Annotated in this window: 23 protein-coding genes and 1 pseudogene; 10 read left to right on the top strand and 14 right to left on the bottom strand. The window is 71.0% G+C overall.

Features of this window, described 5'->3' with window-relative positions; genetic code table 11:
- Positions 1-29 precede the first annotated feature (29 nt).
- The 3 genes and pseudogenes from ACWHYA_RS07325 to ACWHYA_RS07315 all read right to left on the bottom strand — a co-directional run bounded on the left by ACWHYA_RS07325 (position 30) and on the right by ACWHYA_RS07315 (position 4,007).
- The gene (locus tag ACWHYA_RS07325) at positions 30-536 is read right to left on the bottom strand and encodes a hypothetical protein (RefSeq protein ID WP_425943304.1); all 507 of its coding nucleotides are present in this window, start codon (positions 534-536) and stop codon (positions 30-32) included.
- A 170-nt stretch (positions 537-706) separates the two neighbouring features.
- On the bottom strand, positions 707-1,963 hold the full coding sequence (locus ACWHYA_RS07320; protein ID WP_425941857.1) for an IS256 family transposase: 1,257 nt from the start codon (positions 1,961-1,963) through the stop codon (positions 707-709).
- A 524-nt stretch (positions 1,964-2,487) separates the two neighbouring features.
- Positions 2,488-4,007 (bottom strand): annotated as a pseudogene (locus ACWHYA_RS07315) (aldehyde dehydrogenase family protein).
- Between the two features lie 324 nt (positions 4,008-4,331).
- Here ACWHYA_RS07315 and ACWHYA_RS07310 point away from each other — a divergent pair.
- Positions 4,332-4,700 (top strand): response regulator, encoded by a 369-nt coding sequence (locus tag ACWHYA_RS07310; protein ID WP_425941859.1) that lies wholly within the window; start codon positions 4,332-4,334, stop codon positions 4,698-4,700.
- A 1-nt stretch (position 4,701) separates the two neighbouring features.
- On the opposite strand, the gene ACWHYA_RS07305 is transcribed toward ACWHYA_RS07310, so the two are convergent.
- From ACWHYA_RS07305 to ACWHYA_RS07295, 3 genes are all read right to left on the bottom strand, one after another.
- Entirely contained in the window at positions 4,702-6,774 is a 2,073-nt protein-coding gene (locus ACWHYA_RS07305) for a hypothetical protein (RefSeq protein WP_425941861.1), read from the bottom strand.
- Positions 6,771-8,099, bottom strand: a complete 1,329-nt coding sequence (locus tag ACWHYA_RS07300) for a GAF domain-containing sensor histidine kinase (RefSeq protein ID WP_425942508.1) — start codon at positions 8,097-8,099, stop codon at positions 6,771-6,773. Before ACWHYA_RS07300 ends, ACWHYA_RS07305 begins: the two co-directional genes overlap by 4 nt.
- A gap of 159 nt (positions 8,100-8,258) precedes the next feature.
- The gene (locus ACWHYA_RS07295; RefSeq protein ID WP_425941863.1) at positions 8,259-8,927 is read right to left on the bottom strand and encodes a response regulator; all 669 of its coding nucleotides are present in this window, start codon (positions 8,925-8,927) and stop codon (positions 8,259-8,261) included.
- 383 nt (positions 8,928-9,310) lie between these two features.
- Between ACWHYA_RS07295 and ACWHYA_RS07290 the strand changes: the two genes are divergently transcribed.
- The 3 genes from ACWHYA_RS07290 to ygiD all read left to right on the top strand — a co-directional run bounded on the left by ACWHYA_RS07290 (position 9,311) and on the right by ygiD (position 12,198).
- Positions 9,311-10,018, top strand: a complete 708-nt coding sequence (locus ACWHYA_RS07290; RefSeq protein WP_425941865.1) for a DUF4386 domain-containing protein — start codon at positions 9,311-9,313, stop codon at positions 10,016-10,018.
- A gap of 108 nt (positions 10,019-10,126) precedes the next feature.
- Entirely contained in the window at positions 10,127-10,660 is a 534-nt protein-coding gene (locus ACWHYA_RS07285) for a hypothetical protein (protein ID WP_425941867.1), read from the top strand.
- A 638-nt stretch (positions 10,661-11,298) separates the two neighbouring features.
- Positions 11,299-12,198, top strand: a complete 900-nt coding sequence (gene ygiD / locus ACWHYA_RS07280) for a 4,5-DOPA-extradiol-dioxygenase (protein WP_425941869.1) — start codon at positions 11,299-11,301, stop codon at positions 12,196-12,198.
- A 117-nt stretch (positions 12,199-12,315) separates the two neighbouring features.
- On the opposite strand, the gene ACWHYA_RS07275 is transcribed toward ygiD, so the two are convergent.
- The 7 genes from ACWHYA_RS07275 to ACWHYA_RS07245 form a co-directional block, all read right to left on the bottom strand.
- Entirely contained in the window at positions 12,316-12,606 is a 291-nt protein-coding gene (locus tag ACWHYA_RS07275; protein ID WP_425941870.1) for a hypothetical protein, read from the bottom strand.
- Positions 12,607-12,683: 77 nt separating this feature from the next.
- Positions 12,684-13,166, bottom strand: a complete 483-nt coding sequence (locus tag ACWHYA_RS07270; protein WP_425941872.1) for a DUF2871 family protein — start codon at positions 13,164-13,166, stop codon at positions 12,684-12,686.
- Between the two features lie 186 nt (positions 13,167-13,352).
- Complete coding sequence (locus ACWHYA_RS07265; RefSeq protein WP_425941873.1) at positions 13,353-13,994, bottom strand: response regulator; 642 nt, start codon at positions 13,992-13,994, stop codon at positions 13,353-13,355.
- Positions 13,991-15,223 carry a sensor histidine kinase gene (locus ACWHYA_RS07260; protein ID WP_425941875.1) on the bottom strand — a complete coding sequence of 411 codons (1,233 nt, stop codon included), beginning with the start codon at positions 15,221-15,223 and terminating at the stop codon, positions 13,991-13,993. The genes ACWHYA_RS07265 and ACWHYA_RS07260 overlap by 4 nt, the downstream gene beginning before the upstream one ends.
- Positions 15,224-15,227: 4 nt before the next feature.
- On the bottom strand, positions 15,228-17,375 hold the full coding sequence (locus ACWHYA_RS07255; RefSeq protein ID WP_425941877.1) for an MMPL family transporter: 2,148 nt from the start codon (positions 17,373-17,375) through the stop codon (positions 15,228-15,230).
- Positions 17,376-17,557: 182 nt separating this feature from the next.
- On the bottom strand, positions 17,558-17,923 hold the full coding sequence (locus ACWHYA_RS07250; protein WP_425941879.1) for a nuclear transport factor 2 family protein: 366 nt from the start codon (positions 17,921-17,923) through the stop codon (positions 17,558-17,560).
- Positions 17,924-17,955: 32 nt separating this feature from the next.
- Positions 17,956-18,981, bottom strand: coding sequence for an endonuclease/exonuclease/phosphatase family protein (locus ACWHYA_RS07245; protein WP_425941881.1), 1,026 nt, complete (start codon positions 18,979-18,981; stop codon positions 17,956-17,958).
- Positions 18,982-19,162: 181 nt separating this feature from the next.
- Between ACWHYA_RS07245 and ACWHYA_RS07240 the strand changes: the two genes are divergently transcribed.
- From ACWHYA_RS07240 to ACWHYA_RS07225, 4 genes are read left to right on the top strand one after another with little or no spacing between them, the layout of a single operon-like run.
- Positions 19,163-19,390 carry a YgaP family membrane protein gene (locus tag ACWHYA_RS07240; RefSeq protein ID WP_425941883.1) on the top strand — a complete coding sequence of 76 codons (228 nt, stop codon included), beginning with the start codon at positions 19,163-19,165 and terminating at the stop codon, positions 19,388-19,390.
- 24 nt (positions 19,391-19,414) lie between these two features.
- Complete coding sequence (locus ACWHYA_RS07235) at positions 19,415-20,245, top strand: sigma-70 family RNA polymerase sigma factor (protein ID WP_425941885.1); 831 nt, start codon at positions 19,415-19,417, stop codon at positions 20,243-20,245.
- Positions 20,246-20,275: 30 nt separating this feature from the next.
- The gene (locus ACWHYA_RS07230; RefSeq protein WP_425941887.1) at positions 20,276-21,310 is read left to right on the top strand and encodes an iron-containing redox enzyme family protein; all 1,035 of its coding nucleotides are present in this window, start codon (positions 20,276-20,278) and stop codon (positions 21,308-21,310) included.
- Positions 21,307-21,549 (top strand): CDGSH iron-sulfur domain-containing protein, encoded by a 243-nt coding sequence (locus ACWHYA_RS07225; RefSeq protein WP_425941889.1) that lies wholly within the window; start codon positions 21,307-21,309, stop codon positions 21,547-21,549. Before ACWHYA_RS07230 ends, ACWHYA_RS07225 begins: the two co-directional genes overlap by 4 nt.
- A gap of 32 nt (positions 21,550-21,581) precedes the next feature.
- Here the strand turns inward: ACWHYA_RS07225 and ACWHYA_RS07220 are convergent, their stop codons facing one another.
- Positions 21,582-22,691 (bottom strand): Gfo/Idh/MocA family oxidoreductase, encoded by a 1,110-nt coding sequence (locus ACWHYA_RS07220; RefSeq protein ID WP_425941891.1) that lies wholly within the window; start codon positions 22,689-22,691, stop codon positions 21,582-21,584.
- A 76-nt stretch (positions 22,692-22,767) separates the two neighbouring features.
- Here ACWHYA_RS07220 and ACWHYA_RS07215 point away from each other — a divergent pair, with 76 nt between their 5' ends.
- The gene (locus ACWHYA_RS07215) at positions 22,768-23,571 is read left to right on the top strand and encodes a mycothiol-dependent nitroreductase Rv2466c family protein (protein WP_425941893.1); all 804 of its coding nucleotides are present in this window, start codon (positions 22,768-22,770) and stop codon (positions 23,569-23,571) included.
- 4 nt (positions 23,572-23,575) lie between these two features.
- Positions 23,576-24,133 carry a GNAT family N-acetyltransferase gene (locus ACWHYA_RS07210; protein ID WP_425941895.1) on the top strand — a complete coding sequence of 186 codons (558 nt, stop codon included), beginning with the start codon at positions 23,576-23,578 and terminating at the stop codon, positions 24,131-24,133.
- Positions 24,134-24,154: the final 21 nt, after the last annotated feature.

Below are 24,154 nucleotides of genomic sequence, written 5' to 3'. Positions count from 1 at the left end.
GCCAGCGACGTGGAGGCGCCGTGTTCAACTCAGCCCGGCCAGCGGCAAAGGAGTACGTCGGTACGCCTGCAACTCAAGTATGACTCGCAGGCGTATAGCCCTGTCACGTGTTTGAGGGCGAGTGGCGTTTGGACCCCCCTCCACTCGTGCACCGCTGCAGCCGTCCCGCCGATCGCAAAGGCCGCCAGCGGCAGCCCGGCGAAATATGCGTACAGACTCCAACTCATCCCCAGGCCCAGAAAGGCGGTAACCACTGCCGCGACCACAATGACGTCCCCGATGGGGCGACCCCCCGCGAGGGCGAGGATGATTCCGAGGAGGGCGAGCAGCGCGCACCCGACGGGCAACAGGACGAGACCAAGGGCCCGCCTCGCGGCCTCTTCCTCCGACCCGCCGTAGACGATCGGCAAGGCCGTCAACAGTCCGCGCCCCAGCAGGTAGACACCGGGTAGACACAGAACGATGGCCACCAGAGCCGTCGAACGCCATTTCGCCGGTTCTCGACGCCGCTCGGTGCAGTCCCGAGCGTCGTCCATGGCGTGAACCGTACCGAAGAACCGAAGAGTCGCGCCGTCATCCACCCAGCCACCCGCTCGTGAATCGACACGGAAGACGCAACGCCACGACCGCGGCATGAGCGTGCGCCGGCCGGTCGAGGTCAAGTCCGGTGGAGTGGTATACGACGGTGATCCCTCGGTGGGGTTGATCAGGCCGTCAGTGCGGGGACCGTAGCAGCGGTTTCCTCCTGTCCGGTGGTGGTGGGGGCCAGGGCGTGGCGGCAGCGGGTGAGGACGTCGATGCCGATGTAGCGGCGTTGCTCGGCCCAGGCGTCGTGCTGCTCGGCCAGGACGGCGCCGACGAGGCGGATGATGGCCTCACGGTGGGGGAAGATGCCCACGACGTCGGTCCGGCGGCGGATCTCGCGGTTGAGGCGCTCCTGGGGGTTGTTGGACCAGATCTGGCGCCACACCTCCTTGGGGAAGGCGGCGAAGGCCAGGATGTCGGCCCGGGCGTCCTCGAGGTGCTCGGCGACCGCGGGCAGCTTGCCGGCCAGCGTCTCCAGCACCCGGTCGAACTGGGCCTGCACCGCTGGCGCGTCGGGCTGGTCGTACACCGAGTGCAGCAGCGCCTTGACCCAGGGCCAGGACGACTTGGGCGTGGCGGCCATGAGGTTGGCCGCGTAGTGCGTGCGGCACCGCTGCCACGCGGTCCCGGGCAGGGTCGCGCCGATGGCCTCCACTAGGCCGGCGTGGGCGTCGGAGGTGACCAGGCCCACCGGACCGGCCGCGGTCAGCCCGCGGGCCACCAGGTCGCGGAAGAACGCCAGCCAGGAGGCCGTGGTCTCCCCGGTGGCGACCTGGATGCCCAGGATCTCCCGGTAGCCCTCGGCGTTCACGCCGGTGGCCACCAGCGCGGACACCTTGACCACGCGCCCGCCCTCGCGGACCTTGAGCACCAGGGCGTCGACGGCCACGAACGTGTACGGCCCCTCGTCCAGGGGCCGGGTGCGGAAGGACTCCACGTGCTCGTCCAGCTCGGCCGCCATCACCGACACCTGCGACTTGGACAGGCCGGTGATGCCCAGCGCCGTCACCAGCTTGTCCATGCGGCGCGTGGAGACCCCGAGCAGGTAGCAGGTCGCCACGACCGTGGTCAGGGCCGCCTCGGCACGCTTGCGCCGCTCGAGCAACCAGTCGGGGAAGAACGAACCTTCGCGCAGCTTGGGGATCGCCACGTCCAGCGTGCCGACCCGGGTGTCCAGGTCGCGGTGCCGGTACCCGTTACGCCGGTTGGTCCGCTCGGCGCTGCGGTCGCCGTAGTCGGCGCCGCAGACCGCGTCGGCCTGCCCCGAGAGCAGCGTGTTGATGAAGGACTGCAGCAGGTGCCGCATCAGGTCCGGGCTCGCCTGCGCGAGCTGCTCGTGCAGGAAGACCTCAGGGTCGATACTGGGAGAAGCGGTCATCGTGATGCTCCGTTCGAGAGTGCTGTGGAAGGTTCACTCGAAGGATCACGCGGTGACCGCGCCTACATCAGCAGGACACGCTCACCACCGTGGTCGTCGTACACCACTCTGATGGACTCCACTCCGGTCGACCGGTCAGACTGTGTCCATGGATCTTCTTGCGGCACCGGTGGTGGATGTTCGGCCCCTGTTGACCGCGGAACGGGAGCAGCTTCTCGAGTTTCTCGGCCGGATGCCCCTACCAGCAGGCCAGGAGCCTGCAGCTCGCAGGCGACCCCGCAGCCGGAATCGCCTACGCCGCCCTGGCATTCCTCGGTGAACCTGCCGATGCACACCGCGCCAGGACTCCCTTGGCCAGGGACGTGCGGAGAGCCACTTCTTACCTACGCTGACGGATGACCCCGCCGAGGGGCGCGCGGCAGACCGACGTCGAGACCGGCATGGTCGCTGTACTGGAGGCCGGAGCGGCCCACCACGACCACAGTCTGTGGCCGATCGGGACTGGGCCACCTGCACCGTGGTGATCACCGCACAGCCTCGGGCCCGGGGATGAGGAGGCTGCGGAACTCGAGGTACTCACCCAGGCCGGACGGCGAGTTTTCCCAGCCGATCCCGCTCTGCTTGATCCCACCGAACGGAACGTGCTTCTGACCGAGCGGGGAGAGGGCGGTGTGGTGGTTGACGAAGGCCAGCCCAGCCTCCATCCGCGAGGCGACAGACTCGGCGCGTTCGGGGTCGGAGCCCCACACGGACGATCCGAGGCCGTACTCGGTGGCGTTCGCCATCTCGATGGCCTGCTCCTCGGTGTCGTAACCGACGATGGGAAGGATCGGACCGAACTGCTCCTCCAGGACGAGCGGGTCCCTCGGGTCCGCGTCCACGACGACGGCGGGCCGCAGGTAGTAGCCCTCGTCCCAGCGGTCCGGGCTCAGGACCCGGCCGGTCGTGCGGACGTCTGCGCCGGCCTCGGCCAGGCGGAAGTGGATCGCTCGGATCCGGTCGAGCTGCGGGCGGTTGTTCACCGGCCCCATCGTGGCCTCCGGGTCCAGTCCGTGGCCGACCGCGATGCTACCCACCCGGTCCAGCATCGCCTCACTGAAGTCGGGTACGAGGGCACGCGGCAGATAGACCCGCTTGATGGCGTAGCAGACCTGACCGGCCCTCTGGAAGGCCTGGGCCGAGATCTGGTCCGCGGTGCGCTCGAGGTCGGCGTCATCGAGGACGATGGCCGGGTCGTTGCCGCCGAGCTCGAAGTGGATCCTGGTGAGCGTATCGGCCGCAGACTTCATGATCAGCTTTGCGGCGGGGCCGCCCCCGGTGAACGAGACCTTGTGGACCTCGCGGTTCGCGACAAGGGCGGCCCCGACGTCGGAGTCGCCGTGGACGACGTTGAGGACCCCGGGTGGGAGGAGGCTCGCGATCCGTGTCAGCGCCAGGGAGACGGCGAGCGGAGCGAATGGCGAGGGCTTGACGATGACCGCGTTGCCCGCGACCAGCGCCGGTCCGATCTTCTGCGCGGCCAGCACGACCGGTGCGTTCCACGGGACGATGCAGGCGACGACCCCCAGGGGGCGACGCTCGACACGGACCCACCCCCACGAGTCCTCGAAGACGGAGCCGGCTCCGAGCAGATCCTGCCCCCACCGGGACGCGGTACGCAGCACCCCCGACGCACCCAGCAGCTCTCGGCGCGTGTTCGTAGAACCGTGCCGTTCTCCCGGGTGAGCACGACCGCGAGCTCTTCGTGCGCGCCCTGGAGGTCATCGGCGGCACGGGTCAGGAGCGCGGCGCGTTCTTCCACCGGTCGTGCGCGCCAACCGGCTTGCGCCCGACGAGCGATATCTACGACGACATCGACGTCGTCCACGGTCGCCGTCGACACCACGCCCACCACTTCGTCCAGTCTGCCGGGGTCGCGAACCTCCAACGAGCCCGCCCCGGTCGTCCAGGCCTCCCCGCCTGCGTAGGTCCCGACCAGGCTCGTCCCAAGGGGCGCCACGGCACCCTGCCGAACCCTGATCGTCACGTCTGATGCCGATCCCATCGTCGTCTCCTCGGTTCGTCGGTGTCTCCTGAGCGTTGCAGCGGCGGGGGTTGGTCGTATCCGGGATGATCCCGGGTTCGTGCCATCTCACCGGTCCGGAGTGGGGTCCAGGGAGCCCGAGGGCGGTGGCAGGGGCCTAGCAGCGCTCGCGGTCGTCGTTGTGCCGGGGCCCCCGTCAGTTCCTCATGGGGTCTGAGAGGCAGCAGCAGACCGGGGGGGATGCACATCCCATAGGTCGAGGGGTCAAGCACCTGGACCGTGCGGCCCGCCCCCTACACTCTCCGGCGGTTGAAGCGCAGAATTGTCCCAGGAGGTGGCTCCCTCGTGGACGTCCGCGTGTTGCTGGTCGATGACCAGCCGAGGTACATGTCCGCCCTCGCGGCCGTGGTCGGAGAGACGGCCGGTTTCACGGTGGTGGGGCAGGCCGCCACGGGCGAGGAGTGCCTGCGACTGACCACGACGGTGGGCGTGGATCTGGTGCTCCTGGATGTGAACCTGCCTGATATCGACGGCGTGGAGGTGGCGCGCCGACTGTGTGGCGGGGACGTACCGCCCGCGGTGGTGCTGCTGTCGACGTATGACGAGGAAACAGGCGAGCGATTCCTGGTCGAGTCGGGGGCGAGCGCCTACGTGACCAAGTCGGCCTTCGCACCCGACGTCCTGGCCCGGACGTGGGCCCAGCTGTCAGGGTGACTCACCCACCAGGTGATCGACGCGCCAGGGGCAACCCGGCGGCCACCCTCTCGGTCGCAGGAAGGGAGACCTTGACCACTGCGCGGCTTTCCGACGCGGTCAGGGCGATGGAACCGCCGGCCGCATCGACCCGATCCCTCATATGACGGAGGTCGAGCTCAGGGAGGCGGTTCTCCCCCGACACCTCGACCGACAGCTCGCCGTGGCGCACCCCGAGACGGACGACGACCGGCTTGGCCAGTTCGCGGGCCAGCTCGGCCACGCAGAAGTATGCGGCTGCTTCCGCACGTGCGTCGACACGTCGACCGGCGTCCTCATCAGCCACGAGCAGCTGGCCCGAGGTGCCCTCGCGGGCCAGGAGAGAGCGGAGCGCCGCAGAAAGTCCTGACCGGGCCAGCTGAGCCGGGAACACGCCGCGCGTGATCTCACGCAGGGCCTCGAGAGCACTCGTCGAGGCGTTCAGCAGCGGCTCCAGCTGTGCCGGACCCAGCGGTGGGTCCTCCGTCCTGGCGGAACGGGCCAGCCGGCGTAACCGTTCTGGCATGGTGGCCAGGTGGGGGATGACCTGACCGGCGATCGCCCGCTCCAGCCGGCTTCTCTCGGCGTCACCGGCGTCGATGAGTCGCATGCGGGACAGCGCCAGTTCATCGGTGCGCTGGCGGAGCTGGTCCACCTGCCCGAAGAGTTCGGCCGTGAGCCGCGCGTTGCGAAAGGCCAGCCCGGCCTGCTCGGCCAGGTCGACCACCAGCCGATGCTCACGCGCCCGCAGCGGGTGTCCGGGTGCCATCGCGACCGTCACACTTCCCAGCGGCAACCCGCCGTGCACGATGGGCACCTCGGTGGTCGAGCCGCCCCAGTTGTCGGGACAGTGCTGAGGCCACCGCGCGGACTGGTCCTGCCCGTGCTCCACGTCCAGTCGCACGACAGCGTGGTGGGCGTTGACGGCCTCTGCGGTGGCCTGGGCCATGGCGGGGAGCAGCCCCGCCGGGTCAGGGCGCTCGCCGAGGCGGAGACTGAAGCTCGCCAGTGCCTCGTACGGGGCGGCAGCGGCCCCGAAGGCCAACCGGTCAGCGGCCCGAAGCACCCTGCTGCGCAGCGGCTGGAACGCCGTGGCCACCAGCGCGGTCGCCAGCAGAGAAAGCCAGAAGCTGTCGGTACCCCCGCTCACGACCGACCCCGTCAGCACCACGACGAGCACATATCCGACACCCACCACCGCGGCCGCCAGGGCCAGGACGATGGCCCTGTTGATGATGAGGTCGATCTCCAGCAGCCGGTGCCGCAGGACGGCGACGGCGACACAGACCGGGACCGCCACCTGAGCGAGCCGCAGCGGCAACCCCGCGAGCCAGGTCCCTTCCACACCCTGCACCTGTGGCACCACGAGGATGACCACGACGCCGACGGCCAGGAACGTGGCAGAAGAGGCTATCCACAGCAGCTGCCGTCGCGCGTCGTCCCGCGCGCCCCGCAGCCTGACCAGCAAGGACACGGCGGAGGCGATGAGACCGGCAGCGACCAGCAGGTAGCCGACGGTGAGCAGGACGGTCGCTGTGCTGCTCCCCTTGTACTGCTCCCCGTAGACGACGTCGGCTGGCGGGCTCATCAGTGACCCCAGGGTGTGCAGCACCAGCCCCGCGACCGTGGCTCCGACGGCCCAGCGCCACCGCGGCGACAACAGATGACCATCGGGAACGATCAGGAACACCATGATCAGCGCCACGAACGCGGGCCAGCCCAGCAGCGGCGCCGCCCACGCGATCCTGTGCGCCCAGTACGGGCTGCCGGGACCTTCCCCGTCGAGGACCCAGATGCTGTACGCCTCACCGGCCAGGGTCACCGAGAGCAGACTGGCGGCGCACAGCAGCCACCCGACCCGCTGTCCGGGGTGCCGCGACACGATGAGCGCCCCCATCAACGCGCACCCCAGGCTGGCCAACGGGGTCAACGGCCAGCCGTGGTCGGCCCAGGTGGCCTCGCTCAGCAGCGACCGGTGGGCCGCCGTGAACATCGTGTCGAGGATGATCGCCACAACGGCTATGCCGACGAACGCCCAGGCCAACCGGACCCTCACGTCGACACCGCCCGGTGCCGGACGGGCGCGGTGGGTGCCACGCCTGAGCACTCCTCACATGGCACTCGTGCCGTGACGCTGGTCCCGCCACCACCCGGACGGGAGAGGACTTCGACCGTTCCACCCACCGCGCCGAGCCGGTCCGCCATGTTGAGCAGGCCCCCCGACGCCGCGGTGGCGAGGAGCAGCTCGCTGTCGAATCCCACGCCGTCGTCGACGACGAGGAGCGACCATTGGTGCTCGTCGTCTCGACGTGCCGTCACCGTCACGTGCTCGGCGCCGGAGTGCTTGGTCGCGTTCTGGACCGCCTCCATCGCGCAGAAGTACAACGCGGCCTCCACCGGCGCCGGCAGGCGTCCCAGCTGGGGGCCGTGCACGGTGACGGGCGTGGCGCTGGCGGCCAGCGCGGACCGCAGCGCGGCCAGCAAGCCAGCCTCTGTCAGCAACCGTGGGTAGATGCCGCGGGACAACGAGGTGAGCGTCGCGATCGCCTCCAGAGCCGCGTCCGCCTGCGAGACCAGCAGCTGCGCCGCGCGCTGCGGGGAGCTCCCCGCGACGGCCTGGGCGAGGCGCAGGTGCACGGCCAGGGCAACCAGGTGTTGCTGCGCACCGTCGTGCATGTCCCGCTCCAGGCGCCGTCGTTCGGCGTCCTGCGTGCCGATCAACCGGTGCCTGGAGACGCGCAGCTCCTCGGCGTGAGCCACCAGCTCGGCGTGATGGGCCTCGAGCTGGGCCTGAAGCCCCACCAGGCGCAGGACGAGACCAGCCTGGCCGGCAAGTCCGTTGAACAGCCGTTGCTCTACAACGGTGAGGGTGAGTCCAGGGCGCTCCTGAAGCCTCAGCACTCCCAGGAGCTGCCCATCGTGCCTGACCGGCAGGGAACGCCGTCCCACCTCCTCGGCTGCCTCCCGGTCCGTGAACGGCACCGGTGGCTGACGCGGGTCGGTGTCTGCGTCGACCGGCCAACTGCCGGCCAGAGTCAGTCGGCCGGCGACGACCAGCCAGACCTGTGCCCACTGCGCACCGGTCCCCTCCGTCAGCAGCTTCGCCATGCGACCGGGCAACTGGTCTGTGGTGCCGCCCCCGGTGAGGTCTATGGAGAACCGGCTCAGCACGTCGTACGGTGTGGCAGCGCTGTGGTGTCCGACCCGGGCCACGCACCGTTGCAGCGTCGCCTGCACGGGCGCTATGAGCAGCGCGACCACGACGGTGGCCAGCACCGACAGCGGCACAGACGGCGACTCCGTGCTGCCGATGAGCACGCCGCCCACCACGACGACGATGATGACGTAGACCAGGACGACGAACCCGAGCAGCGCGACCATGACAGCCAATCGCCCGCTCCAGCGGCGATGCACTCGCGACAGCACACGGCGGGCACTCATAAGGCAGTGTGCTCCTCTGCGCCCCCGATGGGCAGGGGGCGGCCCGAACCCGCAAGTGCGGCTGTCCCCCACTCGCCGCGGGGGCTGACGCCAGTGGGCTCAACGGCGCGTGCCGCGCGCCTCGAGGTAGGCCAGTACCGCGCTGACCCTCCGGTTGACCGCGCGCTCCTCCACGAGCCCGAGCTTCTGGAAGACGGCCCCGATGTGCTTTTCCACGGCACGGTCGCTCATGAACAAGGTCTGGGCGATGGCCGCGTTGTTGCGACCGGTGGCCATCTGCTCGAGGACCTCTCGCTCCCGGTCGGTCAGACCCAGGAGCGGGGCGTCAGCGGCTCGACGCGCCAGGAGCGCCTCCACCACCAGCGGGTCCAGAACGGACCCTCCGCCGGCCACCTGATGAAGGGCGCGCGCCACCTCGTCCAGGTCCGACACCCGTTCTTTCAGCAGGTATCCCATACCGGCCACGCCCTCGGCAAGGAGCTCGAAGGCGTAGTCCTCCTCGACGTACTGCGACAGGACGACAACACCGGTGCCCGGGTGCCGGGCACGGATCTGCTTGGCCGCGTCGATGCCTTCCTTGGTGTTGGTGGGCGGCATCCGTATGTCGGTAAGCACCACATCAGGGGAATGCATCTCTACGGCCCGTAGCAGGCTGGGCGCGTCACCCACGGCAGCCACGACTTCCACGCCCTCAGCCTCTGCCAGCAGGCCGGACACCCCTTCCCGGACCAGGAAGTTGTCGTCGGCGAAGACGACGCGCAGCACCATGCCCACGACTGTAGCCACAGGTACGGCGTCATGGGGGTCACCCGCCTGCGCACGAGTGCTGACCCCCCAGGTCGTGCTGCCTGCCCCATCGTGGCGCGGAACGGCAGTTCGTAGCGTCGAACTCGACAGGCCCCCCGCGCACATCCTGGGGCACCAAGGCACGCATCGACCACGAAGGACCCGCCATGGCGCACACCGCAGGCACACCGTCGAACATTTCACAGCACGGTGACACGGCACCGGTGATGAACGCCGTCGTTCACACGAAGTTCGGGTATGTCCCCTCCCTGGTCCTCAGGCTCGCCACGGTAAGGCGACCGTCCCCCGCCGATGACGAACTTTCTTGATCACTCGGACAGCACACCCAGACAAAGGAGCACGTCATGGATTCCCAGAAGCGCCTCGCCCGCACCGCAGGAATGTACTACCTGATCGTCGCCGTCCTAGGCGCCTTCGCCCACATCGTCCGCGCACAGGTCTACGTGCCAGGAGACGCCGCGGCCTCGGCGGACAACGTTGTGGCCAAAGCCTCGCTGGTCAACCACAGCTTCGTCGCCGACCTCGTGCAGGCGACATTCCTCGTGTTCGTCGTGATGACGCTCTACCGACTGCTGCACCACGCGGGCAAGAACGTGGCCCGCGCGATGGTCATCTTCGTCGTCATCGCGGTCGCCATCATCTGCCTCAACATGATCCACCAGCTCGGGGCGCTCCTGGTCGCCACCGACCCCGCGTACGCCGCCGCGTTCGGCGTCCAGGGATCGGAGGCCCTCGTTCTGCTGCTGCTCGACCTGCAGCACTTTGGATACCTCGTCGCCCAGATCTTCTTCGGCCTGTGGCTGTTCCCGCTCGGGCTCCTCGCCATCCGCTCCGGGATGTTCCCGCGACTGCTGGCCCGGCTGCTGATGGTGGCCTCCGCCGGCTACCTGCTCGACGTGCTGCTGCAGTTCCTCACCCCCGAGCTCGCCGATGCCGTCAACCCCGTGCTGGTCACCCTTTTCTCGGTGGCCGAGGGCTCGATGCTCTTCTACCTCCTGATCCGAGGCGTGCGGACCCTCCGACCCGCCGAACAGGCAGTCCTCGCGGCATAAGCACTTGGGGCCCCGCTGGCAGGCCAGTGGGGCCTCAGCTCGCCGCCAGGAAGCACACACTGAGCCGGGCGGGATCCGCACTTCTACGGCGCACCCGACCCTGTCACCGTGCCTGTTTCCGACCCACTTCCCAGCGGCTGCGAGGCAACCACCATGCACACCAGGACGACGGCACAACGTACCAACGACCAAGCCGCACGGCGCCGAGTGGCTGTCGTGCTGGCGACCGGCCTACTGATCGTGACGGCATTCCAAGCCGCCCTCACGTTCGGTGCGCCGTTCGGCGCTGCTGCCCTGGGAGGCAAGAACCCCGGACAACTCCCCGACGCGCTCCGGCTCGTGACCGGCTTCTCCGCTTTCGTGTGGCTCTTCGCAACGCTGCTTGTTCTGGCCAGAGGAGGGCGTGCCCTCGCTCCCCTCCCGGAGGGTCTCGTCCGGGTGGGAACCTGGGTGCTGGTGGGCCTTCTAGGCCTGGGCGCGTTGATGAACTTCGCCTCGTCCAGCCCCTGGGAACGCTTTGGCTGGGGACCATTCACCCTCGTCATGTTCACCCTCTGCGTTGTCCTTGCCCGAAGTGGCAGGCCCGATCACCCGAGTCCGCAAGCCGGTCAAGTCGATCATCAACCCAACCCGCCACGATGATCTCGACATCACGGTCGTCTGTAGGGCGTTGGCGATGTGGCCACCAGAGAGTGGTGGCCACGCCTCCCCAGTCGCTGCACCTCCTAGCCCTCAGCAGCAGACACGCGGTGTCGCACGACCGCGCCCTTGTCGTCGTGCACAGGGTCGCGCAAGTGGCGGGGACGGGGCTGCGCAGAGGACGGTTCGTCTCAGCGCCCAGCATGGTTCGCCGTTCAAGAGCCGTCGGGCGTGCTCTTCCCCCAGGGAAGGACCGAGCCGTCGGTGGCCACCATCTGGCCACCACAGCATCGTCGCGAGGGGCGCTGATTGGGTCAGGGACGCTCGTTTCGGCCGATCAAGGCAAGAGCCAGCCCGTTGCAGGGCAGTGCAGCTGCCGCTTGATCCGTAGGTTGTGGGTTCGATTCCCACGGGGCCCTACGTGCTGGTCAGGGCCCTGACGCCGGGGTAGCTCGGTCATGCGCCCGTCTTGACGTGTTGTCCATGGCCACCATCAGGCCACTGGCCGCGGGCCGACCTCCGGGTTCCGGCGTTGGGCGTCGACCTTGCCAGTGGTAACCCCCCAGTGGTCGAAGCCGAGGTCCTTTGCGGACACGATGAAGGTGCCTAGTCTGAGGTGCACGTCTCCCGGAAGGAGTGTCATGAGCGCCACGAGCACCCGCATGCCGGCGGCATTCCTGGGCCACGGGAACCCGATGAACGCCCTGGAGCGCAACCGTTATACGCAGGCGTGGCAGCTGTTCGGTCGGTCGGTGCCGAAGCCGCGGGCGATCCTGGTCATCTCGGCGCACTGGTACACCAATGCCACCGCCGTCACCTCGATGCCCCGCCCGCGCACGATCCACGACTTCTACGGGTTCCCCCAGGAGCTCTTCGACGTGCAGTACCCCGCGCCGGGGGCCCCGGACGTCGCGGAGATGGTCGCCGACGTCGTCAAGCCGACCTGGGTCGGCCAGGACATCGACAGCTGGGGCATCGACCACGGCACCTGGTCGGTCCTGCTGCACGCCTTCCCCGACGCCTCCGTGCCGGTCGTCCAGCTCTCGCTCAACGCCTTCAAGGACTTCGACCACCACCTGGAGCTGGGCCGCAGACTCGGTGCCCTGCGCGATGAGGGGGTCCTGATCATCGGCAGCGGCAACATCGTGCACAACCTGCGGGCCGTCGACTTCTCGCTGCCCCACGACGGCTACGACTGGGCCCGCCGGTTCGACGACGTGGCTCGGGAGACGTTGACGCAGGACCCGACCGGTGTCGCCGCGCTGGACGGGCACGCCGACTTCGACGCGGCGGTCCCGACCCCCGACCACTACCTGCCGCTGCTGTATGTGGCCGGCCTGGCCGACGGTGAGCCGCTGGACCTTCTGGTCGAGGGTCATGCCGCGGGGTCCATCTCGATGGCTGCCTACACCCTGGGGATCGACCTGGACCAGGCACACCGGTCCAGCACGCAGGGGCAGAGCGTGTCCGAGTCGGACGCCTCGGACGCAGGAGCTGCGGACCTGCCCCCAGGCTTTCCCGCACTCGACAGCAACATCTGAGGAACTGACGATCGCCTCATGTGCGCACCACCCGTCCGGGCTGGGGCCCCGCCGTAGGGCCCCACCCCCGCCGGGATGGCGGCCACGACGTCCCTGTCATCAGCTGACAACCCGCACTCACGCCTGGCAGTGCGCAGTGTCCAGCGCATCATCGGTGCAGGACGTCCGCAGCACCTCGACTGAACTGACCTGGACGAGGCGCTCCAGCTGGCTGCAGAGCAGGGGGGTTCTGGCCGGGGCGCACTCGACGACCAGGTGGACCAGGGTCACGCCGGCGGCCGGGTCGCAGGTGGCGCAGAGCGAGCGGGTGGTCACCGCCCGGCTCGTCAGGAGGACCGTGATGCGGCTCAGGATCTCGCTGCCGGAACCGGCGACCACGACGCGCAGCGTGGTCGGGCACGTGTCCATCTCTCCGGATGAGACCGCAGCGGCGCGGGCCGGTCGATCGACGACCCGGATGGTGCCAGCCGCGTCATGGAGCGGGTTCATCGTGGTCGCAGGAGCTCGCGGGTCTGACCGCGGACAGCGGCAGCGTCTGCCGTCGAGGCATCGACCGCGGCGTCGACCCCGCGGCCGGTGGCGATCAGCGCGAGGGTCAGCGCCACGGTGAGCAGCATGTGCCCGAGGCCGGAGACGCCGGCGAGAGCAGAGTGGTCGGCGTACGAGGCACCGATCACCTGCAGCGTTCCCTTGTAGGCCAGCATGCCGACGGTCAGGACGAGGCCGGTGTTGAGCAGGTGGGTGCCCCAGCGCAGGCGCTTGTCCGCGCGGAGGCCGGGCAGGGCGGCCGCCAGAGCCAGCAGCAGGAGCATGAGCAGCGTGCCCAGGGTGAGCGCGTGGGTGTGGACGACGGCCAGCTGGGTACGGCCGGCGAAGTCGAAGGCTTTGGTCACCTCGCGGTAGGCCAGCCCTCCGAGAAGACCGAGGACCGTCCAGGTGACGGCGGAGCGGAACAGGTAACGAAGCATGGTCTCGACGGTACGGAGCACCAGGTGCCGTGCGCCCGACGCCGCCATCAATCCTTCGGTTGACTCGTTCGCCAGGACGCCAGGACGCCAGGACGCGGTCCGGTCCATTTCCCAGGACGCGTGGCAGGTGGACCAGGCGTCCTGGGCGCGCGGGTGAGCCGCTCACGGACGCCGCTCGCGTCTGGCTCAGTCGACCATGCCGGCCCCCCGCGCGGCTGCGACCGCGGCGGTGCGGTTGTCGACGCCCAGCTTGCCGAAGACGTGGTTGAGGTGCGTCTTGACCGTGGCCTCGCTGACGACGAGCTGACGGGCGATCTCGCGGTTGGACAGCCCCCGCGCGACCAGGCCGAGGACCTCGAGCTCACGGGCCGACAGCTCACTGCGACGTACCCGCATGGCTGCCACCACCCGGCTGGTCAGGTAGGGGCCCAGCACGGTCTCACCGCGGGCGGCGGACTGGATCGCGGCGACGATGTCGGCCGGGGCCGCGTCCTTGAGCAGGTAACCCGCCGCGCCGGCCTCCACGGCCCGCACGAGGTCGGCGTCGTGGTCGTAGGTCGTCAGGATCAGGACGGCCGTGTCCACCGACCGGGTCACCTGGACCCCGTCTGGCACGTCCCCCAGGCGCAGGTCGCACAGGACCACGTCAGGGGTCAGTTCCGCAGCCAGTCGCACCGCCTCCGTCCCGTCGGCGGCCTCGCCGACCACGAGCAGACCGGGTTGCACCGACAGCAGTGCGGTCAGTCCGGCGCGCACGACCGGGTGGTCGTCCACGACGAGCACCGACACCGGGGTATGCCGCTGCGCGCCGGGGTCCGGACCGCTCACCCCCACCCTCCCGCCGTCCCGCGCGGCAGGTGCGCGCTCAGCGCGGTGCCGCGGCCCGGTTCGGACTCGACGTCCAGCCCACCACCCAGCTCCTGGAGCCGTTCCCGGGAGGCCCGCAGCCCGTAGCCCCCACGCGCCGGACCACCCTGCGCCGCGCCCAGCGTCGCGACGTCGAACCCGCGGCCGTCGTCCACGACGTCCAGGCGCACCGAGTCCTCGGCCTCTGCCAGCGTGAGCACGACCGAGGTGGCCCGTGCGTGCTGCCGGACGTTGGCCAGGGCGGACTGGGCCGTGCGCAGCAGGGCCACCTCCGTCGACGGGGGGAGCGAGGTGACCTCACCCTCGACCCGGACCTCGGTCCGCACACCGGTCTCCTGCTCCAGGCGGGCGGTGATGCGACCGAGGGCGTCGACGAGACCGGACTCCAGCGGGGTCGGGGCGAGGGCGCCGACGACACGGCGGGCTTCCTGCAGGTGCTCGGCCGCACTGGACTCGATCTGTCCCAGGAGGCGGGTCCTGGCAGCCGGCTCCCCGGTGGCGGCACCGGCACGGGCGAGCAGGAGGATGGAGGAGAACCCCTGGGCGAGGGTGTCGTGGATGTCGCGCGAGAGCCGCGTCCGCTCGGACAGCACCCCTGCGGCGTGCTGGGTCTGGGCCAGCTCGGCGTGCAGCTCTTCGGCCTTCGCCTGAGCGGCGACGAGGGAGGTCACGAGCTGCTCGCGTTGCAGGCTGTCGCGGACGATCAGCTGCAGGCCACGGGAGAGCGCCACCGCGAACACTGCGCCGATGACGGGCCCGAGGACCGCAGCCGTCGACCAGCCCTCGGCATGACCGCCACGACCGACGACCACCACCAGGACCAGCACCGACACGACGACCGCAGGAACCAGCGGCAGCAGGTGGCCGATGAGCAACCACAGGGAGAAGGCGACCCACACCATCTCCGGGGACGCGGCGACGGTGAGCAGCCACGCGGCCACCAGCCCCAGGAGCCACCACCCGCCGGCGGGCAGTCCCCGCCCGGGGCGGCCCCGCCCGTCCGCGAGACCGGACGCGGCACGACGCGCCCCCACGGCATACCAGACGAGGAAGAGTGCGGCGCTTCCCAGGAGAAGACCGGCGTCGTCGCCGGCGCCCAGCCCGCGGCTGACACCGACGACGACCAGGAACGCGAGCAGCACGTGCTGCACACCCGCCAGGCGACGGATCATCACGGTGGGGTGGCTCACGCCCTCATCGTGTCAGGGCTGGCTGGGGGCTGACCTCCGACAGCGTGGACGCGGCGGAGGAAGGGTCGGGGACGGGTGCGGCGCCGGGCCCGCCCGGCCACCAGAACCGGTCGCCGAGCAGCACGATCACCGCCGGGACGAGCAGGGTGCGGACCAGCATCGTGTCCAGGACGACCCCGAGGCCGACGATCAGCCCGAGCTGGCCGAGCGTGATGAGGGGAAGCACGCCCAGCGCGGCGAAGACACCTGCCAGGACGATCCCCGCGCTCGTGATCACGGCACCGGTGGTGCTCACACCCCGGACCACGGCGCGGCGCGTCCCGACGTGCGGCACCTCGGTACGGATCCGGTGCACGAGGAAGATCGTGAAGTCGATGCCCAGCGCTACCAGGAAGAGGAAGGCCAGCAGCGGCACCGGTGTGTCCAGCGCCTCCCACCCGAACACGGTGCGACCCAGCCAGGCACCGGCACCGATGGTGGCCAGCGTGCTGAGGACGTTGACGGCGAGCAGCACGACCGGCGCGACGACGGAGCGCAGCAGGAACGCCAGGACGACCGCGACGACCGCCAGCACCAGCGGCACGATCAGCAGCAGGTCCCCGAGTGCCCCGTCACGGGCGTCGAGCTCGGCGGCGGGGGCACCACCCACGAGCGCGTCCGCTGCTGGGACGCCACGCGCGGCCTCGCGCACACCCTCCACCAGCACGCGCTCGGCCGGCGAGCCTGGCGTGGCGTCCCCGGTGACCACGAGGGTGGCGATCTCGCCGACGGACGTCGACCGGTGTCGGCGGGGGCGGACAGAGGCGACTCCGGGCACCGTCGCCACCGTCGCTGCGACCTCCTGGAGCTCTTCCGGCGTCGTCACGACGGTCATCGGGGCGCCGCTGCCGGCCGGGAAGTGCTCCGCGAGGGTCTCCAGCGAAGCACCGGACTCCGACGCGACCCGGAAGCGCTCGGTCTGGCTCAGCCCGACCTGGGTCCCGACCAGGCCGGTCGCCATCAACGCAAGGAGGGCGATCCCGCCTGCCAGCACCTGCCAGGGCCGGCGGACGACGAGGCCGGCCACGGCACCCCACGGGTCACGACCGGGCTCGCGGACGACCCCGTCGCCCTCCCGGACCGGGCGCGGCACGAACGGCCAGAAGACCCCCCGCCCTACGACGGCCAGGGCCGCCGGTAGCACCAGCACCGCAAAGGCGAGGGCGACGAGCAGCCCCACGGCAGCGGCGACGCCGATCCCCCGGGTGCCCGGGATCACCGCAAGCGTCAGGGTGGCCAGAGCCAGCACGACCGAGACGTTGCTCGCCAGGATCGCCGGGAACGTGGCGCGCCAGGCGACGACGAGCGCCTGGCGGTGGTCGTCATACCCCGCCAGCTCCTCGCGGTAACGGGAGATGAGCAGCAGCGCGTAGTTGGCGCCCGCCCCGAAGACCAGCACGCTGATGATGCCGGAGTCGAAGTTGAGCGCCAGCCGCTCACCGACCGTCCGGGTCAAGACGCCGGCGACCTGGTCGGCGACTCCGACCACGGTCAGCGGGACGAGCCACAAGATCGGCGAACGGTAGGTCAACAGCAGCAGCAGACCGACCACGCCGACCGTCACCAGCAGCAGACGCAGGTTCGCACCGTCGAAGGAGGCGGCGAGGTCCGCGCCGAAGGCGGGGCCCCCGGTGGTCTGGGCGGACAGGCCCTGCGGCAGCTCGGCGGCGACCGTGCCCCGGACGTCCTCGACCACCTCGCGCATCGCCTCGGTGTCGGTGCCGACGACGCTCACCGGCACCTGCAGGAGCGCTGCGCCACCATCCTCGGCCGGAACAGGGCCGGTGACCTCGTGTCCGGCAGCGGCGGGCAGCGCGGCGCCCAGGCCGGCGAGCTGGCCGAGGTTGCCGTCGGTGAGGGCAGTGCCGTCCTGGCGGGTGAGCACCACGACGAGCTGCTGGACGTCGTGACCGGGCAGCTCGGCGAGCAGGTCCTCGACCTGGGCCGACTCCGAACCCGGCGGCGGCGACCCGTGGTCGTTGAGCACCTCAGCACCCCGCAGCGCGCCCACGAGACCGACCGAGACGAGGACAGCGAGCAGGAGAGTGACCAGGGCGCCACGGCGCCCGGTGAGCAGGTGCGGCAGCGCAGAGAAAGATGTGCGGGTGACCATGATTCGACGCTAGGCCGGGCCTGGGGTCCGTCTCGCCCTGCCAGCATCCATCCTTCGGTTGATCCGACCGCGACCACCGGGGCCAGGCCCGAGCTGCTGCGGTCCTTGTTCAACAGCCTGCTCTCGGCGCAGGTCGACAGCGTGTGCGGCTGACGACGGCCCCCGCTCGACCGGGCGGACCGCTAGCGGCGGGCGCGTCCTTCCTCGACACTCATGCGCTGGACGAGAGGCCCCGCGAACTCATAGACGTGGACGACGTCGGACCGGGTCAGGACGGTGCCGGCGGGGTCCCGAACCACCATGTGCACCTGCGCCTCGACCGTTCCGTCCGGACGTTCCACGATCCCTCTGACCGTCGTCGTCGGGCGCACCTGGGCCCACTGTCGTTCCCAGTACTGCCGGACATTGTCACTTCCGAGAAGTCGACCGCCCTCCCAGCCGTTGGGCCAGTCGACGTCTGGCGCCATCGCGCTGATGACGACGTCAAGATCTCGGTCGTTGAACGCCTGGTACAGCGCCCGAACCCGCTCTGCGCGTCCACTGGTCAACGGCTGCCCACCTTCCCGGTCCAGGCGGTCTCTCAGGCGGGGGCGTGCCGGAAGTTCACCAGGACGACGCCATGGTCACCGGTCCCCCGCTCCTTGTGGTCCTCGACGTTGAGGTGGTCGTTGTAGATCGCCAGCCCGTCGAACATCCACAGCCTGCGGTAGGAGTGGTCGTAGAACTGCTCGGAGACCAGGACGTGGTCCAGAGACTCGCGCATGTCCTGGTGGACGTGCGTGTAGTAGACGTCGCGGGTGTCGCGGTACTTCTGCAGGGTCTCTGCGGAGTAGAGCGCGATGTCTCCCCCTCCGCGTGAACCTCCCACCAGGTAGCGCGGCTGCTCGGTCAGCACGTTGAGGGTGTTGGACCCGACCCCGTCGTTGAGGTCGCCGAGGACGATGACCGGAGTCACCGTGCCCTTCATCTCCTCGGTGAGCAGCACCCGCAGCGCCGTCGCCTCGGCGGTCCGACGGATCGTGGACAGGGCGGCCCCGAGGGCTGTGGTGTGGGCCTTGTACCGCTCACGATCGGCGTTGTACCAGGGCTCCCGCCAGATCTGGGTGGGCGCCTTGGACTTGAAGTGGCACACGTAGACCACCGTGGCCGGCTGGTCCTCCCGCAGCCGCAGCTCGAAGCGCAGCACGGGCCGGGAGAAGCCCGGGATCCGCACGTCCACCATCGGGGTCTGCGGATCCTCCCCCGCCGACTCGAGGCGCAGGGCCTCCGGGAAGGTGCTGACCCATCCGGCGGATCCCGCCACCAGCAGGCTCCTCCGGACCACGGCGGCGCACACGATCCTGCCGCCGGTCGCGACCTCGGCCAGCACCTCGTACTCCTCGGTCAGCCCCGCCCGCTCCACGACGGCGGCCAGCGCGTCGGCGTGCCACAGCTCCTGCACGCCCAGCACGTCGGGCTGCAGCTCCTGGAGCATGCGGGCCGACCAGGCGACCTTGCGCCCGTACTGGTCGGCGTCCCAGCCTTCGGCGTCCCGGTACATGGGGAGCCCGGGCAGGTTGAGGTTGTACAGGTTGAACGTGGCGACGGAGAAGCTGTTCCTGTTCATGCCGGTCTCCTCGAGGTGGTGACTCCATCCTGGCAGGACGGGAGGACCTGCGCCCGACCGCTCCGGAGGCTCGATCACGGCCGTCACCACCCGCTCTTGGGCCCCGATGCCGATGTATCGGTGGGAGCACCTGGTGCGTCCATGGGGTGTTCGTCTCGACCGATCTCCCGTGGAGGACATCATGAACCGCAACGTCGGAACCGTGGACCGGGCCGCCCGAGCCGTCGTGGGCGCAGCCGCCCTGGGGTGGGCGTTCGTCACCGGCGTCACGAGCGGAGCCGGCCTGGCGCTGCTCGTCGTCGCCGCCGTCCTGCTCGGGACAGCAGCCGTCGGCTTCTGCCCCCTCTACCGGCTGCTGGGCATCAGCACGAGCAACCGTCACCAGGTGAGCAGGTCCGCAGCGAGGTAGACCGGGATCGCTACCCTTTCCCGCATGGACGTCACCGAGCTCGGGGACCGGCTGGTCCCCGAGCTGCCGGGACTTCTGCGGTACGCCCGCTCCCTGACCCGCGACCCCGGCCGCGCCGAGGACCTCGTCCAGGAGACCGTGGCGCGAGCATTGCAGAGGGCGGGGCAGTTCCGCGGCGAGGCGTCCCTGGCGACCTGGCTGCACCGGATCCTGCACAACCTCGCCGTCGACGTGGCCCGGCGCGACCGCGAGGTCCCGGCCCAGGACACCGTCGCCGAGGAGGTCGAGCGGCGGTGGCAGCGGGACGACTACACGGTCGACGCGGCGGACGTGGTCGCGCGGGCCGAGGCGCGCGACAGCCTGCTGGAGGCCCTGACCCACCTGCCCGTCATCTACCGCAGCGCGGTGCTGCTGCACGATGCCGAAGGGATGACCATGCCGCAGGTCGCCGCCGTCCAGGGGATCAGCCTGCCGGCCGCCAAGCAACGACTGCGCCGAGGGCGGATGATGCTGGTCAGCGAGCTCGCCCGCGGCCGTGAGCGTCGGCAGGCCCTCAAGGGGGTGCCTCTGCGCTGCTGGGAGGCCCGCCAGCAGGTCAGCGACTACATCGACGGAGAGCTCGACCCGCTGGTCGCGCGTCGCGTGGCCACCCACCTGGAGCGCTGTCCGACCTGTCCACCCCCTGTACGCCGCCCTCGTCGGCACGACCGACGCCCTGCACGACCTGGCCGGACGGGACCCCGACACGGTCGTTCCACCGACGCTGGTCCGCCGCCTGGAGGAGACCGCCGACTGATCCGAGCCCGGCGCTGCTCTCCGGCCTCTGCCGTCGGCACCGGCAGGAACGGCGTCTAGCCTGGTCCCTCGACGAGAAGGAGACGCCCGGTGGACCTCCCCCAGCCTCGCGGCCCGATCTCGACCTCGGTGGTCGAGCACCTGCGCGACCCCTCCCCGAGCACCGAGGAGCGGCTGCAGTCCGCCCTTCGCGATCCCCGCCCCGGGATCACCGACGACGAGGACCGTCTGCTGGCCCTCTGGCTGCTGCAGGGCCTGAGCTACCACGGCTACACGGACGTGGACCCCGACCTGGAGTGGGACCTGCCGGCGGTGGGGGCCCGCGTCCGGCTCGAGGAGGAGCTGCAGCGGGAGCTGCTGGACGTGGCGCTGCCGGTGGTGGAGCAGCTGCTGCCCGAGGCCCGTGAGGACCTCACCACGACGCTCTTCTCCCTTCCGGACCGGGTCGCGGCCGACGCACCCTCGATCTCGGCCTGGGCACGGTCCTCCATGACGATCGACCAGTGGCGGGAGATGCTGGTGCTGCGATCGGCGTCCCAGCTCAAGGAGGCCGACCCGCACACCTTCGCCATACCCCGTGTCCCCGGTGCGGCGAAGGTGGCCCTGATGGAGATCCAGTTCGACGAGTACGGCAGCGGCGATCCCGGGGCGATGCACTCCGAGCTCTACGGGGAGGCGATGGCGGCGGTGGGTCTAAACCGTTCCTACGGAGGGTATGCCGACGCCTGGCCCGCTCCGGTCCTGCTGGCGAACGTGGCACTGGGGTGGCTGGCCGGGCGCAGGCGCTGGGCGCCGGCGGTGGTCGGCCACCTGACCATGGTGGAGATGACCAGCTCGCTGCCGTCGAAGTTCTACGTCGCCGGTGCCCGCCGCCTGGGTCTGCCCGAGGCCGCGTGGCGCTACTTCGACGAGCACGTGGAGGCCGACGCCGCCCACGAGCAGGTCGCCGTCCGCGACGTGTGCGGACCTCTCGTGGCGCAGGACCCGCGGTCCCTGCCCACCCTGCTGGTCGGCGCGGTGGTCGGGCTGTCCGTCGAGGCTGCCGTCGCCGAGCAGGCCATGGGTGCCTGGCACCAGGGTCGGTCCTGCCTGCGTGCGCCGCTCCGGCCCTGGGCGGCGGCGTGAGCCGCGACCGCCCGGCGACCCCACCGACAGCCACCCCGCTGCCGGCCGAGCAGGTGCGCACCACCGAGTGCGAGGGCGGTCCCCTGCTCGTGCGCGGCGCGCTCACCGTGGTCGACGCCCAGGGCGTCAGCCACCCGGTGACCCGTCCCGTGGTCGCCCTGTGCCGCTGCGGATCCAGCCAGCGGCTCCCCTGGTGCGACGGCGTGCACAAGCGCCTCACCCCCACCCTCCGCGACTGATCCTCCGGCGGTCTCGCCCTCGTCCCTCCCTCTCAGTCCGCGTCCTTGCGACCGGGCAGCCGCACCACCCTGCCCTCGTCCGCCGAGCGGCGCGCCGCCTCCAGGACCTGCAGGCCGGAGACCGCCTCGTCGAGGGCGACGGGGGGCGGCGCCCCGGTCAGGACGGTCTCGGCCACCCCCCGGTAGAAGGCTCCGTGGTCATCGGGCAGGGTGGCCACGACCTCGGACCGCTCGCCGGCCTGCAGCGTCCCCCACCCGGACTCCTCGACCCGTCCCCACGACGGCCCGGCGGGGATCCGTCCCTCGGCCAGCGCGACCCCCCACCGCGGGTCCATGGTGCTCGCCCCCACGTAGGTGGCGTCCCGGCCGACGACGTGGAACCGCGGCAGGGGTCCACCCACGGTCAGGCTCGTCGTCAGGTGCGCGACCGCACCGTCCGGGAACGTCAGGGCCAGGAACGCGTCGTCGACCGCACGGGCCTGCGGGCGCCGGGTCGCCAGCTCGGCGTAGACCGTCGACGGCCGACCCAGCAGCAGCATGGCCTGGTCGACGACGTGCGGGCCGAGGTCGTAGTGCACCCCGCCCGCGGCCCCCGGTGACGGGTCGTCCTTCCATTCCCGTCCCGGCGAGGAGGCCTGCGGCCGCCACCGCTCCCAGCGGATCTCCACGCGTAGCAGGGGTCCGACCCGCCCCCGGGTCACGAGGTCGCGCACGGTGAGGAAGTCACCGTCCCAGCGCCGGTTGTGGAAGGGGATGCACACCCTCCCGTGCTCCGCGGCCGCGGTCGCCAGCGCCCGCGCCTCCGCCGTGGTCGGCGCGACCGGCTTGTCCACGACGACGTGACGGCCCGACCGCAGCACCTGCAGGGCCAGCGGCACGTGGGTGGCGTTGGGTGTGGTGACCACCACCACGTCGAGATCGGCACGGGCCAGCAGCTCCTCGACCGACCCGACGACCCGTGCGTCCGGGTGCCGCTCCTGCACGAGGGACCTGCGCCCCGGGTCCGAGGTCACGACGGCCACGAGGTCCAGCGCCGGCGTGGTCTCGATGAAGGGCGCGTGGAAGGTCGAACCGCCCGGCCCGTAGCCCACGAGGCCCACGCGCACCCGGTCCGACCGTCCTTCCGTCTGCGTGACCGCCATACCTGATCGTGCCACGGCCTCGTCGTCGAGCCCCGGACCTCTGCCCCGTCCTGACCGGTGACCGTAGTCTCGCTCCATGAGCGACATCCACTTCTACTTCGACCCGGTCTGCCCGTTCGCGTGGATGACCAGCAAGTGGGTCCGGCTCGTCCAGGCCCAGCGCGACTACACGGTCGACTGGCGGTTCATCTCCCTGCGGCTGCTCAACGCGGACGTCGACTACGACGCCCACTTCCCGCCGGAGTACGAGGCCGGGCACACCGCGGGGCTGCGGCTGCTGAGGGTCGCGGCCCGGGCTCGCGCGGAGCTCGGGCCGGGGGCGGTGGACACCCTGTATGCCGCGCTCGGCGCCCGGATCTTCGACACCTGGTCCGGTCCGCCCGACGCGTCCAGCACCCGCGAGCGCCGGGGCACCCGCGCCTTCCTCGAGCCGGTCCTGGCCGGGGCCGGCCTGCCGCTCGGCCTGGCGGAGGCGCTGGAGGACGACACCCTGGACGCGGTGGTCCAGGCCGAGACCGACGAGGCGCTCGGCCTCACCGGCAAGGACGTCGGCACGCCGATCATCCACTTCCAGCCGCCCGGGGGCGTGGCGTTCTTCGGGCCGGTCATCAGCCGGCTGCCGGACGAGGAGGACGCCGGACGGCTCTGGGACCACGTCGTCGGTCTGGCCGGCTTCCCCGGCTTCGCCGAGCTCAAGCGCAGCCTGCGGGAGACTCCCCAGCTGGCCGGGCTGGGCGTGGACGTGGCAGAGCCCGGGACCCAGGAGGACTGGCACGCCGGCAGCCGCCGTCTGAAGGAGGGGGGCGGCGCGGTTCCCCAGGCCCCCGCCGGTCCCGAGGACCCGCCCGTCGACGCGGACGGTCCGGTCAACCCCGCGTAGACGGATGCCGACGCCGCTCGTCCTGCCCCGCGTCCGCCCCGGCTGGGGAGCGGTCCACCTGCGGCCGTTCACCGCCGACGACGTGCCCATGCTGATGGACCTGTCGACCGACCCCTACGTCCCCCTGACCGGCACCCTCCCGGGGGACGCCGACAGGGAGTCCGCCCTCGACTACGTCCGACGGCAGCACGAGCGGCTGGTGACCGGGGCCGGCTTCTCCTTCTGCGTCGCCCTCCGGGAGACGGACGAGGCCGTCGGACAGGCGGGCCTGGGGCTGCGGAGCGTCGCCTCGGGCAGGGCCACCGCCGGGTATGCGGTCGCCCCGGTCCACCGGGGCCGGGGACTGGCCGCCCATGCACTGGCGGCCCTGACCGCCTTCGCCTGGACGCTGCCGGAGGTGCACCGGATCGAGCTCTACATCGAGCCGTGGAACGTCGCCTCGGTCAGGACCGCCACCACAGCGGGCTACGCGCACGAGGGGCGGCTCCGGAGCCACCAGGAGGTCGGCGGTCGGCGGGTGGACATGCTCCTCTACGCGGCGCTGCGGCCCCGACAGGGGTGAGGCCGGCGCCGACCGAACCTG

It is taken from the genome of Ornithinimicrobium carbonis, assembly GCF_977012275.1.
This window is presented reverse-complemented; position numbering and strand designations above follow the sequence as displayed.

Excerpts from the sequence above, each read along its gene's own strand:
- ACWHYA_RS07325 (WP_425943304.1), bottom strand. The coding sequence starts at position 536 with ATGGACGACGCTCGGGACTGCACCGAGCGGCGTCGAGAACCGGCGAAA.
- ACWHYA_RS07320 (WP_425941857.1), bottom strand. The coding sequence starts at position 1,963 with ATGACCGCTTCTCCCAGTATCGACCCTGAGGTCTTCCTGCACGAGCAG.
- ACWHYA_RS07300 (WP_425942508.1), bottom strand. The coding sequence starts at position 8,099 with ATGGTCGCGCTGCTCGGGTTCGTCGTCCTGGTCTACGTCATCATCGTC.
- ACWHYA_RS07295 (WP_425941863.1), bottom strand. The coding sequence starts at position 8,927 with ATGGTGCTGCGCGTCGTCTTCGCCGACGACAACTTCCTGGTCCGGGAA.
- ACWHYA_RS07290 (WP_425941865.1), top strand. The coding sequence starts at position 9,311 with ATGGATTCCCAGAAGCGCCTCGCCCGCACCGCAGGAATGTACTACCTG.
- ygiD (WP_425941869.1), top strand. The coding sequence starts at position 11,299 with ATGAGCGCCACGAGCACCCGCATGCCGGCGGCATTCCTGGGCCACGGG.
- ACWHYA_RS07275 (WP_425941870.1), bottom strand. The coding sequence starts at position 12,606 with ATGGACACGTGCCCGACCACGCTGCGCGTCGTGGTCGCCGGTTCCGGC.
- ACWHYA_RS07270 (WP_425941872.1), bottom strand. The coding sequence starts at position 13,166 with ATGCTTCGTTACCTGTTCCGCTCCGCCGTCACCTGGACGGTCCTCGGT.
- ACWHYA_RS07255 (WP_425941877.1), bottom strand. The coding sequence starts at position 17,375 with ATGGTCACCCGCACATCTTTCTCTGCGCTGCCGCACCTGCTCACCGGG.
- ACWHYA_RS07245 (WP_425941881.1), bottom strand. The coding sequence starts at position 18,981 with ATGAACAGGAACAGCTTCTCCGTCGCCACGTTCAACCTGTACAACCTC.
- ACWHYA_RS07240 (WP_425941883.1), top strand. The coding sequence starts at position 19,163 with ATGAACCGCAACGTCGGAACCGTGGACCGGGCCGCCCGAGCCGTCGTG.
- ACWHYA_RS07235 (WP_425941885.1), top strand. The coding sequence starts at position 19,415 with ATGGACGTCACCGAGCTCGGGGACCGGCTGGTCCCCGAGCTGCCGGGA.
- ACWHYA_RS07220 (WP_425941891.1), bottom strand. The coding sequence starts at position 22,691 with ATGGCGGTCACGCAGACGGAAGGACGGTCGGACCGGGTGCGCGTGGGC.
- ACWHYA_RS07215 (WP_425941893.1), top strand. The coding sequence starts at position 22,768 with ATGAGCGACATCCACTTCTACTTCGACCCGGTCTGCCCGTTCGCGTGG.
- ACWHYA_RS07210 (WP_425941895.1), top strand. The coding sequence starts at position 23,576 with ATGCCGACGCCGCTCGTCCTGCCCCGCGTCCGCCCCGGCTGGGGAGCG.